This is a genomic window from Lachnoanaerobaculum sp., assembly GCF_057250505.1.
Genome location: NZ_DBHIEQ010000004.1, coordinates 32,777 through 47,823 on the forward strand (window position 1 = coordinate 32,777; position 15,047 = coordinate 47,823).

The 15,047-nt window shown below is 38.6% G+C and carries 15 protein-coding genes; 2 read left to right on the top strand and 13 right to left on the bottom strand.

From position 1 onward, the window contains the following. Nucleotides 1-154 precede the first annotated feature (154 nt). The 12 genes from ACO6FI_RS02840 to ACO6FI_RS02895 all read right to left on the bottom strand — a co-directional run bounded on the left by ACO6FI_RS02840 (nucleotide 155) and on the right by ACO6FI_RS02895 (nucleotide 10,287). Nucleotides 155-658, bottom strand: a complete 504-nt coding sequence (locus ACO6FI_RS02840) for a GNAT family N-acetyltransferase (protein WP_485456018.1) — start codon at nucleotides 656-658, stop codon at nucleotides 155-157. After that, a complete protein-coding gene (locus ACO6FI_RS02845) occupies nucleotides 655-1,449 on the bottom strand; it encodes a GNAT family N-acetyltransferase (protein WP_485456019.1) in 795 nt (264 codons plus the stop codon). Before ACO6FI_RS02845 ends, ACO6FI_RS02840 begins: the two co-directional genes overlap by 4 nt. Then, nucleotides 1,446-2,027, bottom strand: coding sequence for a GNAT family N-acetyltransferase (locus ACO6FI_RS02850; protein WP_485456020.1), 582 nt, complete (start codon nucleotides 2,025-2,027; stop codon nucleotides 1,446-1,448). Before ACO6FI_RS02850 ends, ACO6FI_RS02845 begins: the two co-directional genes overlap by 4 nt. 1 nt (nucleotide 2,028) lies before the next feature. Then, a complete protein-coding gene (locus ACO6FI_RS02855) occupies nucleotides 2,029-2,469 on the bottom strand; it encodes a hypothetical protein (RefSeq protein ID WP_485456021.1) in 441 nt (146 codons plus the stop codon). Nucleotides 2,470-2,580: 111 nt separating this feature from the next. Continuing rightward, nucleotides 2,581-4,293 (bottom strand): 23S rRNA (uracil(1939)-C(5))-methyltransferase RlmD, encoded by a 1,713-nt coding sequence (gene rlmD, locus ACO6FI_RS02860; protein ID WP_485456022.1) that lies wholly within the window; start codon nucleotides 4,291-4,293, stop codon nucleotides 2,581-2,583. A gap of 79 nt (nucleotides 4,294-4,372) precedes the next feature. Continuing rightward, nucleotides 4,373-4,639, bottom strand: coding sequence for a DUF4366 domain-containing protein (locus tag ACO6FI_RS02865; protein ID WP_040458151.1), 267 nt, complete (start codon nucleotides 4,637-4,639; stop codon nucleotides 4,373-4,375). A gap of 76 nt (nucleotides 4,640-4,715) precedes the next feature. Then, nucleotides 4,716-6,917, bottom strand: a complete 2,202-nt coding sequence (locus ACO6FI_RS02870) for an ATP-dependent helicase (RefSeq protein WP_485456023.1) — start codon at nucleotides 6,915-6,917, stop codon at nucleotides 4,716-4,718. A 60-nt stretch (nucleotides 6,918-6,977) separates the two neighbouring features. Continuing rightward, nucleotides 6,978-7,871 carry a tRNA modification radical SAM protein MnmL/YtqA gene (mnmL, locus tag ACO6FI_RS02875; protein WP_485456024.1) on the bottom strand — a complete coding sequence of 298 codons (894 nt, stop codon included), beginning with the start codon at nucleotides 7,869-7,871 and terminating at the stop codon, nucleotides 6,978-6,980. Between the two features lie 173 nt (nucleotides 7,872-8,044). After that, the gene (locus tag ACO6FI_RS02880; protein ID WP_485456025.1) at nucleotides 8,045-8,500 is read right to left on the bottom strand and encodes a DIP1984 family protein; all 456 of its coding nucleotides are present in this window, start codon (nucleotides 8,498-8,500) and stop codon (nucleotides 8,045-8,047) included. A 1-nt stretch (nucleotide 8,501) separates the two neighbouring features. Continuing rightward, nucleotides 8,502-9,371 (bottom strand): DMT family transporter, encoded by an 870-nt coding sequence (locus tag ACO6FI_RS02885; protein WP_485456026.1) that lies wholly within the window; start codon nucleotides 9,369-9,371, stop codon nucleotides 8,502-8,504. Nucleotides 9,372-9,403: 32 nt separating this feature from the next. Next, nucleotides 9,404-9,898, bottom strand: a complete 495-nt coding sequence (locus tag ACO6FI_RS02890; RefSeq protein WP_485456027.1) for an NUDIX hydrolase — start codon at nucleotides 9,896-9,898, stop codon at nucleotides 9,404-9,406. 2 nt (nucleotides 9,899-9,900) lie between these two features. After that, nucleotides 9,901-10,287, bottom strand: coding sequence for an SdpI family protein (locus ACO6FI_RS02895; protein WP_124951151.1), 387 nt, complete (start codon nucleotides 10,285-10,287; stop codon nucleotides 9,901-9,903). A gap of 173 nt (nucleotides 10,288-10,460) precedes the next feature. Between ACO6FI_RS02895 and ACO6FI_RS02900 the strand changes: the two genes are divergently transcribed. Both ACO6FI_RS02900 and ACO6FI_RS02905 read left to right on the top strand, forming a co-directional pair. Further along, on the top strand, nucleotides 10,461-11,591 hold the full coding sequence (locus ACO6FI_RS02900; RefSeq protein ID WP_485456028.1) for an exonuclease SbcCD subunit D: 1,131 nt from the start codon (nucleotides 10,461-10,463) through the stop codon (nucleotides 11,589-11,591). A 1-nt stretch (nucleotide 11,592) separates the two neighbouring features. After that, the gene (locus ACO6FI_RS02905; RefSeq protein WP_485456029.1) at nucleotides 11,593-14,358 is read left to right on the top strand and encodes an AAA family ATPase; all 2,766 of its coding nucleotides are present in this window, start codon (nucleotides 11,593-11,595) and stop codon (nucleotides 14,356-14,358) included. 62 nt (nucleotides 14,359-14,420) lie between these two features. Here ACO6FI_RS02905 and ACO6FI_RS02910 read toward each other — a convergent pair. Further along, nucleotides 14,421-15,047, bottom strand: a 627-nt coding sequence (locus ACO6FI_RS02910) for a hypothetical protein (protein ID WP_485456030.1), incomplete at its 5' end; no start/stop codon positions are given.

Below are 15,047 nucleotides of genomic sequence, written 5' to 3' on the forward strand. Positions count from 1 at the left end.
GTAATGCTCTCACTTCCCTTACGGTCGTGACAGCATAACAACCGCCTCCTGAAATCCTTCAATCTAGCCTTGCATCTTGCTCACTCCCTTCGCTCACTGTACTGTCAGTATATCAGCCGCACGGATTAAGGCTCGACATTCTGTGCTCTCTTCGTCAGGGCAGTTTCCTTTCCGCGACCCATTTTGTCCACCCATTCACATCAGCTTCAGAGAGAACATCAAAACCATTCTTCTTCCAGAAATGCGTGGACTGCGGGTTCCCTTTATCTATCGCAAGCCGAACTGATGTTTTTCCTGTGCTTAGTAAGTAATCTATAACCTCATCAATAATAGCAGTTCCTATCTGCTTCACCTGATACTGCGGATTCATCATAAAAAAGCCAATATACGCAATCTCCGCTTTAGGGTACCCATCTATCAGATCCATAATAGCTACCAGTTCCCGGCCATCAAAAAATCCAAAATAGTATTTATCTTGCATATCTATTCCCGGCGGAGTTGCCTTCATATCATCAAGAATATTCTCCTTGGTTGGTCGTGCTTCGGTATACTCATAAAAAACTGTATTCTGCTTGCAAATCTCAACAAGCATCTCTATATCCGCTTCTTCCAAAATGCGGACCGAATACCTCTTGCTAAGCTTAGAAATATCGATCATAGTGTGTATAATTCTCCCATAAAATACTGTTCCTGAAAACTGATGGCCTCCAGAATATCCTCTGTCTGAATCGTTTCTCCGCTTAAGCTAACGATCCACTTATCTTCGTTATCATTCAGGCGATGATATACAGCAATGACCTTACCAGTATATGATTCCAGTGGCTGATCCGTCCCAAATACATACACATCCTGCTCAGCCCCATCCTCGGCAAATACTCCATCAACATAGCCATAATTGATGGGATATATCATCTCCGGATGTCTTGGATGTGCACTTCCCAGTAGCCTGTCAATCGTTCCGCTCACTGTGGTTCCAAGTACATCACTGTAATCCATTGAGACAATATCCGTTTTATACACACGACTATCTTCTCCGTGGGCATCCTTCATGATCTTCCAGAATTGATATCCGTACTTCTCATAGAGCCCTGTTTCGCCCGTAGAGATGTAGATATGCTTATGTCTATCATTCTTTGCAAGCATATAAACATATTCCAGCAATTTCCCAACACGTCGTTTTCCTCTATACTCTGGAAAAGTATACACAAAACCGACCCAAGGTGTCAGTGACGGCTCCCGTACATCATCCTGTTCAGCGTATGTACAGAAGGAAATCAATTTGTCGCCATCAATAAGAAGGAGCGCTTTGGTCGATTCACCGCACAGCTCCTTCAGTTTCTGATCACGAAGCAGTTCATACAGATATTTACCTGCTCTCCAGTCACTCTTATTTATTTCGGAAAGCCAGTGATTTTGGTCATCGCTGGCATAAAAATCAATGGTTTTCATGCCAAATTCTCGTTTCGTCCTTCATCCCTTAAAGATAGAACCATAAGTATGTCATCGCTATAAGTCCCATCATCATATTTATTTGCATTCGGTACACGACCGCACTCTTTGAATCCCAGGCTTTCATAAAGATGATAAGCTCTGTCATTTCCTTCTACCACAGTCAACTCAGCCTGTCCATACCCCTGCTCCTTTATTTTTCGGAGTAAGATTTCCAACAACAGTCTTCCCAATCCAAAGCCTGTGTATTTCTGAAATAATGCAATCCCTATCCCGGCACGGTGTTTTGCTCTACGGCTGCTTGTTTTCCCTTCAAAGGAACAGTTTCCCGCATACTCTCCATCTACAAACGCGAGTATCAACAAGCCATTTTCTGATTCATTGTGTTCCTTGATGAAACTAAGCTCCCCTTCAGTAGTGTACTTAACCTCATCCGACTCACACATCAAAAATCTCGTTTCTCCGGTAACAGTTTTCAGATAGTCGATCAGCATATTGGCATCATCAGCATTTTCGTTTGCGCTGCGAAGCAATATTTCTTTTCCATCCAATTCGTATTTTTCTTCCCGTAATATCATATTATTCTACCTCCACGACATTAAACGAAAGCACCGTTTCTTCTTCATTCAGATGATGGACTTCCGGTTTGAATGGTGCTGCCACGATATTCCATAGCTTTTTCGCACCGCTATTTTTCTCGTTATACTTAATCTCCCATTCCCCCGGATGTCTTACCAGAATCATTTTCGCTGCATCATAGGCAAAATGTTTCCTCCGGAATGATGGGAATATCGTAAACTCTGCCATTGTATAATCCGGATTCCGGCCTATATTTGAATACGGGCAAAGCATCGAAAACCCTACCAGCACATTATCATTGTATATGAAATACGCCGCCCGCCTCGGGTCTAAAAAATAGTCATCAAAATGACCATAATGATAATTGCCGTTTTCATCCATAGGATCATCATAATACAATGTCATCTCATACAGATATTTCTGATTAATGTTCCAAAGCAAGTCTCGATCCTTAGCCTGAACGGTCTGTAAATCTATCATTTTTCTATCCTCCGCATCTTTTGCTCGAAAATATGGACTTCTTCTCCTAAGACATATTGTTCCGGCAACATATCACGGTTTAATCATCTGAAACGCCTTAAATGCCTCGATAATTGCTTCCTCCTTTTCCTCAGGCGTTTCTGGCGACCGGCTTTCCTCACTCTTCGGCAGGTTATAATTCTGCCGCTCTATAATCCCGCATTTCCGCTTGGTCTTTGCAATATTCAAATGACTAACATGAAATCCGTACTTTTCCTGCACCCAATCCTGAATCTCGTGGTAAGTAGCCTTGCTTTCCGCTGCCGTCACATCCATCTCATCCATATCGACCTTCACACTGATATGATTCTTTGCCTCAGAAAGTTTGGACAAAAGACATACAGTCTCACAATTAACTGTGTTTGGGAACATGTCTACTCCCACACATTTTTCCATTCTGTAGCCTGCGGCTTCCATTACCTTAAGGTCTCGCACAAATGACGTAGGCTTACAGGATATGTACACTATTTTCTTTGCACCGAATTCGAGTATCTTCGGCAATGCTTTCGGATGTATTCCGTCTCTTGGAGGATCGAGTATTATAATATCCGGATTAAAACCCAAGGTATCCACCACCTTTAATACATCACCGGCTATAAACTCACAGTTGTCAAGGCCGTTTTTCTTTGCATTTTCTATAGCGGCTTCTACAGCCTCTTCAACGATTTCAACACCGTAGACTTTTTCGGACTTCGGTGCCAAAAGCTGCGCAATGGTTCCTGTGCCTGAATAAAGATCAAATACGGACTTTCCTTCAGTATCTCCAAGATACCCTCCTGCAACATTGTATAAAACTTCCGCACCCTTGGAATTGGTCTGGAAGAATGAGAACGGAGTTATCTTAAAGTCAAGTCCGTTTAACCTCTCTGTAATATAGTCCTTACCGTAAAGCAAAGTTGTACCTTGATTTAACACGGCATCGGCATATGAATCATTCTTTGTATGCAAAATACCCCCGATACTGCCATTTAAAATTCCCTTGTCGCACTCACTCTTTATATAATCCGCCCACTCTCTTATCAGCGCAATCTCGGCATCACCAAGTACTGATGCTTCTTTACACACATTAGGATCCTCAACAAAGCCGAAGCTGCTTGTAGTAACAAGCGAAATAAGTATTTCACTATTGTACTCACTTCTTCTCACAAGTAAATGTCTTAAAAAACCTGTATGAGTATTTTTGTGAAAATAAGATATATTTCTCTCTTTAAAAAAGTTTAATGTAAGCTCAAGCAACTTTGTAAAATCACTGTCCACTATCTTACATCCGAACACATTTACTATATCATAGTGGCTGCCTTTCTTGTGCATTCCAAGTGCAAGGTCTCCGTCTTTTTTCTCATCACCGAATGAAAACTCCATTTTATTTCTGTATGCAAGATACTTCGGTGACGGAATAACTCCCTCCCACAAAAAATCATTGTCTGTAGCACCTTCCATAAGTGCTCTCAGCTGTTCATCCTTTAATTTAAGCTGATTTTCATAGCTTAATGTCTGATATGTACAGCCGCCACAAGTTTCATAATGTATACAAGGGTTTTCATTGTCTTCAAGCCAAGACTTTTCCACCACATTTAAGACTCTGCCCTCAAGCTTTCCCTTTCTCTTTTTTGTAACTGCAAACTCTACGGTCTGACCCAGGATACCCTTTTTTATAAGCACTTTTTCGCCTTCACAGTCTGCATATGCACTGTCGGGAAAATTACTTTCCACAATCTGTCCACTTAAGATATCACCTTTTTTCATCATCACCTCACAAGATATTACAAATATTTATCCTCTTACAAAATATGGCGACCAAAAGGTCGCCATCTACATTTAAAAATTAATCTTCTTTTTCGTCATCATCAAAGTCATAGTCAAAATCATCATCGAAGTCATCTTCGAAATCTTCAAGATAATCCGGTGTGAAGAACTTATATACTGCAAATGCAATACCTGCTACAGCGGCAATAGCACCGATAATAGCCAAAACCCATATAATGGTATTTTTCTTCTTCTCGTCTTCTTCCTTCTTAGTCAACAGCCTATTAAGTCTTGAAGCATTAACCAATTCTTCCATCTTGGAACTCAAATCATTAAATTTATCCATAACCATACCTCTCTTTAAAGATATATTTTACTATCAAGTCAGCCATAAAGCTTAACCACTCAATTAAAGAATTTTATCATACTTTTGCCAACTTGGCAAATCCCGCATACATCTTTTTTATGCCGAATTTTTCAAAATTCACCTTTACTTCAAAGTCCTTTTCTCCGTCCACTATTTCAAGCACCTTACCGATACCGAACTTTATATGCTTTACAGTATCTCCCACCTTATAATCAAGGCTTTTAGGTCTTTCCACCTTAAACTGCTTTCCGAAATTCAAAGTGTTTTTGACATTATCAGGTTTAGACTTATTCTCCCAAGGCAGAGCTTCATCGTAAGAATAAGTTTTCTGTGTATACTTTTTTTCACTGTCAAGCACGTGCTTATTAAGTAAATCCCTTGGAATTTCACTTACAAATCTTGAAAGCAGAGAGTACCTTGTCTCACCGTTTATCATTCTTTGCTTTGCTGAGGTTAAAATCAAGTTTTTCTTAGCCCTTGTAATACCTACATAGGCAAGTCTTCTCTCCTCCTCCAAGTCCTCTCTTGAGTTTGAACTCATAGCACTTGGAAAAAGCCCCTCTTCCATGCCTGCAAGGTATACAGTATCAAACTCAAGTCCTTTTGCACCGTGTAAAGTCATAAGAGTGATTCTGTCGGCATTTTCATCCATTCTGTCAATATCCGCCACCAAAGATACCTCTTCAAGGAAAAGTGAAAGCTCACCGTCCTCATAGTCAACCGACTTGTTTACAAGCTCTTCTATATTTTCTTTTCTGCTCTCTCCTTCGATTTCACCCTCATCATACAGACTCTGTATATAACCTGTTTTATCCAAGAGTTCTTCAATCATATTTGCAATATTTGCCTTTTGAGCCACCTTATCTCTGAATTCTTCAATCATTGCAATAAAGCTCTTGATTTTATCCGCCGACTTACCTATTCCGATATTTTCACAGATAGTCATAGCGTCATACAGACTGATACCGTTTTCATTGGCATAATCAACCACCTTTGAAATGGTGGTCGCACCTATTCCCCTCTTGGGCACATTTATTATTCTAAGCAGTGCAATATCGTCGCTTCCGTTTGCAATCGTCTTAAGGTAGGCAAGCACATCCTTTATCTCTTTTCTTTGGTAGAAGTTTACACCCCCTACAAGCTGATAAGGCACTCCGAGTGCAACGCATCTCTCCTCCAAAAGTCTGGACTGTGCATTGGTCCTGTAAAGTACCGCAAAATCTTTGAAATTGTCATTTGCCTTGGCTCTTATATCCTTTATTATAAAATCCGCTTCGGCATTGGCATTTGCAAACTGTTGCAGTTCTATATTTGCGCCTGTCTCTCCCTCTGTCCAAAGACTCTTATCCTTTCTGCCTCTGTTATTTTTTATAACGGCATTTGCCGCATCCAAAATATTGCCTGTGGATCTGTAATTTTGTTCAAGCTTAATAACCTTCACACCCTCAAACTTGTCTTCAAAACTTAGGATATTCTCAATATTTGCACCTCTGAACTTATAAATACTCTGGTCGTCATCACCTACCACACAGATATTTTTGTATTTCTGTGCCAAAAGGTATATAAGCCTGAACTGCGCCGTATTGGTATCCTGATACTCATCTACCATAATATATCTGAATCTGTTTTGATAATAATCAAGTACATCGGGACAGTTCTCGAAAAGCTCCACACTCCTACAAATAAGATCGTCAAAATCCAGTGCATTATTCTTTTTTAAAGTGCTTTGATATATCTCATAAAGCCTTGCCACACCTTTTTCATAGCTGTCTGTAGCTGACTTCATATACTCAACCGGTGAAATCAGCTCATTTTTACAATTTGATATGGCATTCAGTACAGCTCTTTCCTTATAAACTCTTGAGTTGATATCATTTTCTTTAAAGATTTTTTTCATAAGAGTTCTTTGATCGTCACTGTCATATATAGTGAAGTTGTTATCAAACCCTATCTTATCTATAAATCTTCTAAGGAATCTTACACAGCTTGAGTGAAAAGTCATAACCCAGACAAAGTTTCCGTCTTCTCCGATGAGATTGGTTATTCTCTCCTTCATCTCCTTGGCGGCCTTATTGGTGAAGGTTATCGCCATTATATTGTACGGATCTATATGCTTGTCATTTATCAAATATGCAATTCTATGCATAAGTACACCTGTTTTACCTGAACCCGCACCTGCCAAAAGCAAAAGCGGTCCTTCTGTAGTAAAAACAGCCTGCTTTTGTTTATCATTTAATTTATCATATATAGTAGACATAGTACCTCTAAAAACTTTTCTTTACTTCATTGTAGACCAAAACATATGTTCTTGCAAGCCTTATAGAAGTTCTTCTTTTATCTTCTTATTGATATAATTAAGCACCCTTTTCTTATCCGCACTCCACTGCGGCTCAATCAAAACTCTTTTATCTCCGTCGCCTGTCATTCTGTGAACAACTGTATTTTTAGGTAAGAGCTTCAGGCAATTTATAAGAACCCTTGTATACTCCTCAAGGCTCATTATCTTAAAGGGATGCTTTTCATACTCGCTTGCAAGTCTTGTCCCTTTTAAAATATGAAGTCCGTGTATTTTAATGCCGTCTATATTCTTTTTACTTAAATACTTAACCGTTGCATACATATCCTCTTCACTCTCACCGGGCAACCCCAAAATCATATGTACAATAACTTCAAAATTTCTTTTCTTCAGCTCGCTATATGTCTTTTCAAATACATCAAGTGTATAACCTCTGTTAAAAGCCCTTGCCGTATTTTCATTTATTGTCTGTAGCCCCAGTTCAATCCAAACAGGTTTGATTTTATTCAATCTCTCAAGAGAATTTAACATATCTTCACTGAAGCAATCAGGTCTTGTAGCAACAGAAAGTGCCACCACCTCATCCTTATTTATTACACATTCAAACAAACCGATGAGTCTTTTTGTGTCACCGTAAGTATTTGAAAATGATTGAAAATATGCGATATACCTTCTGTCGGCTGCATTTATCGAGTTTGGAAACTTTTTTGATATAAGTGCCTTGGCTCTATCTATCTGCAAGTCCAAATCCATAACATCTATGGCAAACTCACCCGACCCCTTTTCAGAGCAAAAACTACAGCCACCCACCCCAACCTTTCCGTCACGGTTGGGACAGGTGGCTCCGCTGCTCAGTGCCAATCTGTACACTTTTGTTCCAAATTTTTCTTTACAATAATCCGATAATCTTCTCATAAATCCCTCTTCCCTCCCTCACACAAACAGTCAGTAATCGGTAATAACGGTTATCTATAATAATACATTTGTACACTGTCGGGGCATAACCATGATATTTGACTTGCCCAAGGTCGATATGTGTGCAAAGTGCAGTTTTTACTCGCCCTGAATATGCTACCGTCTAAAAAATATTATTCTATAAGTTCAGTAGTCCAGTTGGTTTCCTGAATTTTATTATCTATAAGTCTTATTTCTTTTGAAATAAGATCCGTCTCTTTTTGCCAAGCCTTTACATCTATTGCAGGCATTATCTTTATCTCGGTACCTCTCGCCCTGTTAGTATTACTGTTTCCTGTATATACGGTATCTCTATACGCACTTACCTTTACTGAAAGAGCATCCTTTCTTGCGAGAAGTTGAGTAACAGACTTTCCGTCAATAAATGTCTCACAATTTGTTTTATTGATAGCCGCTATCAGATATGACAATCTTTCAATACAGGAATCCAGCTCTTTTTTCAAAACCATAGGCTCTTCTGTCGGCTCTTCGCCTTCCTGAACCAGAACATTTCTTTCAAGTCTGTCTTTTAAATCGTCTATTTTAATATTCAGGTCCGCTCTCTCCTGTAATGCAACCGCTAATCTCATATTATTTTTTCTCCTTTATTTGAATAACTATTGATAAAAGTATAAAGCATATACCTATAAAAATCCTTATATTCATATTCTCGCCAAGGAATATTACTCCAAGTAAAATACTGCTCACCGGCTCAATTGTACTGAGCAGAGCTGCAGTCTGCGCTCCGCACATAGGCGCACCTACCTGAAAAGCACAAAGTGCCGATGTTGAAATCACAGCAGCCATAAAAACACTTATTGCAACAGCCGTAGTATCCATCTCAAATCTTACCTTGCCTAAAACGACCATTATAATAGCTATCTCTACGGCTACCAAAAAAGAAAGCCATGCAGACATCTTAACTACAGGTATTCTTGAAGATTTTCCATGAGTCAGCACTATAATATATATTGCATACCCCACACCTGAGGCAAGCGCCAACACCATACCGAGAATATTTATATTTCCGTCAGGCTGATAAAATACTCCTATACCTATAGCGCAAAATATCAGACATAACAGCTTGATTTTACTTATTTTCTTCCTAAAAATCAATAATTCAAGCAATATAACCGCCGCCGGATATGAAAAATGCAGTGTAGACGCAAGTCCTGACGATATATAGCCGTATGATACAAACAGCAATATACACATAACGGTCTCAGGGACGGACAAAATCAGCACGGAAAAAAACTCATCCTTGCTAAGTTTCATACCTGTACCGATAAGCATAGAAATTATGGCAAATACAATTCCGCTTACAAAAAACCTAAGTACCAGCAGACTGTATGCATCTCCACCATGAGCATATATTATCTTTGCAAAAAAGGGCTGCAGTCCGAAGAAAAATCCGGACAACAATAAATATATCTCGCCTCTTATACGAAATTTCTTTTCCATAAACTCCCCCTACTTCTAAAACACATACAAAACTACTCTATATTCATCGCCTTCCCGTTTAATACAGCGCTTTTAAGTTGCTCATTCTCATCATATACAAGCTTCAATGAGAAAAAGTCCTTGCTCTCATTAAGTAATCTTAGGAAGATTCTGTCTCCCTCCCACAGATTGAGATTAAACACTTCCTTTTTATCTACCCAGACAAGCTTACCTTCATCACATTCAATAGGCTCTCCGACAACATTCCTGCCGATATAAAGGTGCATATATTCCACTACTTCCGCTCCGGACTTTCCGCACACGAATGTTACAATTCCTCTAAAATCAAAGTCACAAAGCTCATATCCCGTCTCTTCTCTTACCTCTCTGATAAGACAATCCTCAGGACTTTCCAAATCTTTAAAATGACCTCCGACACCGATCCACTTATCTTTATTTATATCATTTTTCTTGCTCACTCTATGTAGCATCAAGTATTTATCATCTCTTTCAATATAGCACAGTGTGCAAAGTGCGGCTTCTTTCATTATCAGTTCTTTCTCTTTCCGTTTTTATCAAAATTTCTTCTAAGTGCCAGCTCAGTAGGTATACATGGCAAAAGCATTCCCACTATCTGAACATAGCATATAATCATTCCTGTAAATCCGATTGTATCTTTGTCTTTACCTATTGTAAACAGTAATACAACAATGCTCAACACCGCCAATATTATTCCCATAATAACATACAACTTACCTACAGTCTTATGTGCAAAATCCCATGTCTCCTTGCTCTTCATAGACATTACGGTTCTATAACCGAACGAAAACATACTCCTTGCAGGTTTCGGTGTTTTCTTTTCAAATCTAAGTCCGAAAAATACCATTACGGCAGGTATAAGCAAATCAACCAACAACATAAAAATCCAAGTCTTCATAAAGCCCCCAGTCTGTTTTGATGTTTGTCAAAAATTTTTACTAACAATCACAGTTATGCTATAATATTAGCATATATACTTTTAGACTTAAAGTGCCAATCTTTTTATTTTTCAATAGAAAATTTGGACAAACAAGTTAGTAATCGTGATTTTTACAATGAAAGGGCAAATTTATGAAAATAATGCATCTGTCAGACCTTCATCTTGGGAAGCGTGTGAATGAATTTTCCATGATTGAAGATCAAACCTACATTCTCAACGAAATAATAAATATCATAGATGAGCAAAAACCGAAAGTTATCATACTCGCAGGGGATATATATGACAAACCTATTCCGCCTGCTGAAGCGGTAGAGCTTTTTGACGATTTCTTATATAAGCTGTCAAAAAGAAATCTATATGTATTTATAATCAGCGGCAATCACGACTCCGCGGAGCGTATTGCCTTCGGTTCCAGATTATTTGATAAAAGCGGTATATATCTCTCACCTGTATATAACGGTAAAATTCTTCCGATATCTGTAGATGATGAATGCGGTGATATCAATTTTTATATGTTACCCTTTATCAAACCTGTTCATGTAAGAAGATTTTTCCCTGATGCTTCTATTTCCACATATACGGATGCCCTGAATGCCGTTATCACAGATATGAATATTGACAGTACTAAAAGAAATATACTTATAACACATCAGTTTGTTACAGGCTCTTCACGTACGGAGTCTGAGGATGTTTCTGTAGGCGGCAGTGACAATGTGGATGCAGATATTTTTAAAGACTTTGATTATGTTGCACTCGGTCATATTCATCGTTCCCAAAGTTGCGGCAGTGAATATATCAGATACTGCGGCACTCCTCTTAAGTACTCCTTTTCGGAGTCAAAGGATACAAAGAGTATAACAGTTATTGATATAAAAGAAAAAGGTGATATAAAGCTTGACTTTATTCCTCTTACACCGCTTAGAGATATGGTGGAGATAAAAGGAAGCTACAATGAACTGATGCTTAAAAGCTTCTATGAAAACACTACTCTTCCAACCGACTATGCGCATATCGCATTGACAGATGAGGAGGATATACCTGATGTTATAACCAAACTTCGTGTAATATATAAAAACATTATGAAGCTTGACTATGACAATCAAAGGACGAGAAAAAGTTCCGAAATCAATCTTATAAATGCTGTAGACTCCATGTCACCGCTTGAACTTTTTGATACATTCTATGAAATTCAAAACGGCAATCATTTAAGTGATGCTCAGAGAGTTTTCCTTGAAAATATTATAGAAGGAGTATGGAAATAATATGAGACCGTTAAAACTTACACTTTCAGCCTTCGGTCCTTACGCAGGCAAGACGGATTTTGACTTTGACAAGCTCGGCACAGGCGGACTTTACCTTATAACAGGTGATACGGGAGCCGGTAAAACAACCATATTTGATGCAATTACCTATGCTCTGTACGGTGACCCGAGCGGTAATAACAGAGAAGTTTCAATGTTTCGTTCAAAATATGCAGACCTTGAAACACCTACCTTTGTAAAACTCACTTTCAAATATAAGGATAATGAATATACCGTCAAAAGAAACCCCGAATACGAAAGGGCTTCACAAAGAGGATCCGGTGTCACCAAACAAACAGCCGGTGTAGAGCTTACTCTTCCTGACGGAAAGGTGCTTACAAAGACCAAAGAAGTGGATACAGCCATAAAAAACATAATGGGAATTGATAAAAATCAGTTCTGTCAGATTGCAATGATTGCACAGGGTGATTTCTTAAAACTTTTACTTGCTCCCACAAAGGATAGAATAGAAATATTCAGACATATTTTCAAGACCAAGCTGTATTCGGATCTTCAAAACAAGTTAAAGCAGGAGTCCTCATCTCTTGATAACAACTGCTTACAGATAAGGCAAAGCATAACACAATATATTGCAGGTATAAATTGTGACGAATCTTCACTACATTGTGTACAGGTTTCAAAAGCCAAAAATAATGAGTTACCTATAGATGAATGTATATCATTACTTGAAAAGCTGCTGGCTGAAGACTCACAATCCGAAGAAAAAACAGCTTCTGAAATTTCAAATATTGAAAAACAAGCCGATACGATTAAGCTTAATATACAACAGGGTGAAAGTATATCAAGAGCAAAGCTTTTACTTGAACAAACCCAAGCACTGCTTGAAAAGCTTTCAAGTGAAAAAATCACACTTGCCGCCGCTTTGGATGAAGAGAATAAAAGATCCGTTGAAATTGAAAAACTTACAAAGGATTCCGCTACCATATCGGCACAGTTACCTGAGTATGACGAGCTGAGTCAAAAACAGGCAGCCTTGGCTAAAAATATTTCTCTTATAGAAAAAAATAATCTGACTCTGAATAAGGCAAAGACAGATATAGATACCTTAAAGTCACAGATTGAAAGCTTATCTGCCGAGGCAAAGACATTGGAAAAATGCGGCGAACAAAAAATAATACTTGAAAATAATATACTCAGTCTTAATGACAGGCTTTCAAAACTTCAACAATTACTTCAGAGTATGGAAGCTTTAAAGAAAAATCATGAAGAGTATAAAAAGGCTGTACAAATTTACAAAGAAAAGCAGGCAAATGTCGATAGCTTAGATGCTTCCTACAAAGAGAGGCACAAACTGTATCTTGACGCACAGGCAGGTATTTTGGCGGAAAGCTTAGAAGACAATATGCCATGTCCCGTATGCGGATCGCTATCACATCCTAAAAAAGCCTCAAAACCTGTAGATGTTCCTACAAAAGAGGAGCTTGATGCTTTACAAAACAGGCTTTCAGCCGCTAATAAAGAAGTGGAAATGGCAAGTCAGGTAGCCGGCAAACTAAATGGTGCTATAAATGAAAAGATGGAAGCCACTCTCACATCTATAAAGGAGCTGCTCGGTGATATCAATATGAACAGCGCCACAGATATTGCAAAAGAAAATATCAGTGAACTTCAAGCCAAAATAAAGAGCATTAACAGTGAGATTGCGCAGTTAAGCAAAAATATTTCAAGAAAAGACAGTATAGAAAAGATTTTGCCACAGTCAACAAAGCGACTTGAAGAACTTCAAGACAGTATCAATACCATATCAAATACTGTTACCACTTATACCTCTGAGAACAAAGCAATTGAAGAAAGAATTAAAAGTTTAAAGGGTAAGCTGCTTTTCCCCTCAAAGCTTGAGGCGGATGCCAAGATAAAAAGTAACAATGATACCGTTTTACAGATTCAAAAAGCTATAGAGCTTGCCACTAAAAGGCTTAATGAATGTAAAGAAAAACTTGCTTCAGCCACCGCCACCAAGGCAGAGGTTTCAAAGCAACTTGAGGGTAAGGAAGAAATTAACCTTGACAATGAAAAAATCAAATTAAATGAGCTTGAAGGCAATATACGCAGACTTAGAGCATACAAGGAAGAGATTCACAGTCGAATAGTAAACAATCAGTCTAATTATAAAAATATCAAGTTGAAATCTGATGAACTTATAGAGGCTGAAAAACAATATACAATTGTGAAGTCTCTGTCCGATACGGCCAACGGCAACATTACAGGAAAGGACAAGATAATGCTTGAAACCTATATCCAGATGCATTATTTTGACAGAATTATCTCAAGAGCGAATGCAAGACTTGTGATAATGACAGGCGGCCAGTACGACCTTGTAAGAAGAAAGGAAGCTGCAAGTAAGATGGGGCAAAGCGGCCTTGACCTTGATGTAATAGACCACTACAACGGCACTACCAGAAGTGTAAAATCGCTCTCAGGCGGTGAATCATTTAAAGCTTCTTTGGCTCTGGCGCTTGGACTCTCCGATGAGATTCAATCCTCTGCCGGAGGTATTCAGCTTGATACCATGTTTATCGATGAGGGATTCGGCTCACTTGATGAAGACTCGCTCGCTCAGGCAATGAATGCCCTTGCTTCACTTGCAAGCAGCAATAAGCTTATCGGAATCATCTCCCATGTGGGTGAACTCAAGCAAAAAATCGACAAACAAATTATTGTTAAAAAGGACAAGACCGGTGGAAGCAGGGCTGAAATAATAGCATAAACAAAGGCTGTAGCAGTCATTTTCGATTACTACAGCCCTTTTAAAATTTAAAGCTTTATATACTATTTTTTAATCCACTCTCCCAAAGATCCGTCTGAAATCTCACTAAGGTAATAGTCTATTCCGTTTTCATGAATCCATCCTGTCTCCATAACTCCGTCTTTATCAAACTTAAACCATGCGTTCCTATTTGTATAAGGATTAAATATGTATGCCCACTGAGATGTTACATTCTTTCCGTTTTCCACATATTTCCAAACATTGTGACCGTTTACGGTTTCCGTTTTCCATCCTGTAAAAGTATTATGAAATACTTTCTTAGAGCCCTTAAAAGAGCTACTTGATGAACTCGATCTGCTCTTTTTCACCTTGCTGTTTGAGTTCTTTGGTATAACGACTCTACTATCATCTGATTCCGACTTATTCTTATTATCGGATACTTCAGTTTGAGGCAATACTTCAGGATAAGAATTTTTACCTGAATTATTATCCTGTCCACCATCGTTTGATAATTTATCCTCTTCCCCAAAGGCTCTGCCTCCTGCACCTGAAGAAAGTCTTTCTTTAGCTTCAGGTTTTAAGAGCAACAGTCCGTTCATATCGATTTTTCCGTCTTCGTTTCGCTTCGGATCATTTTCAGTATCAAGGTTAATGAAATCATTTTCATCCACGGTAATTACTTTTGAAGC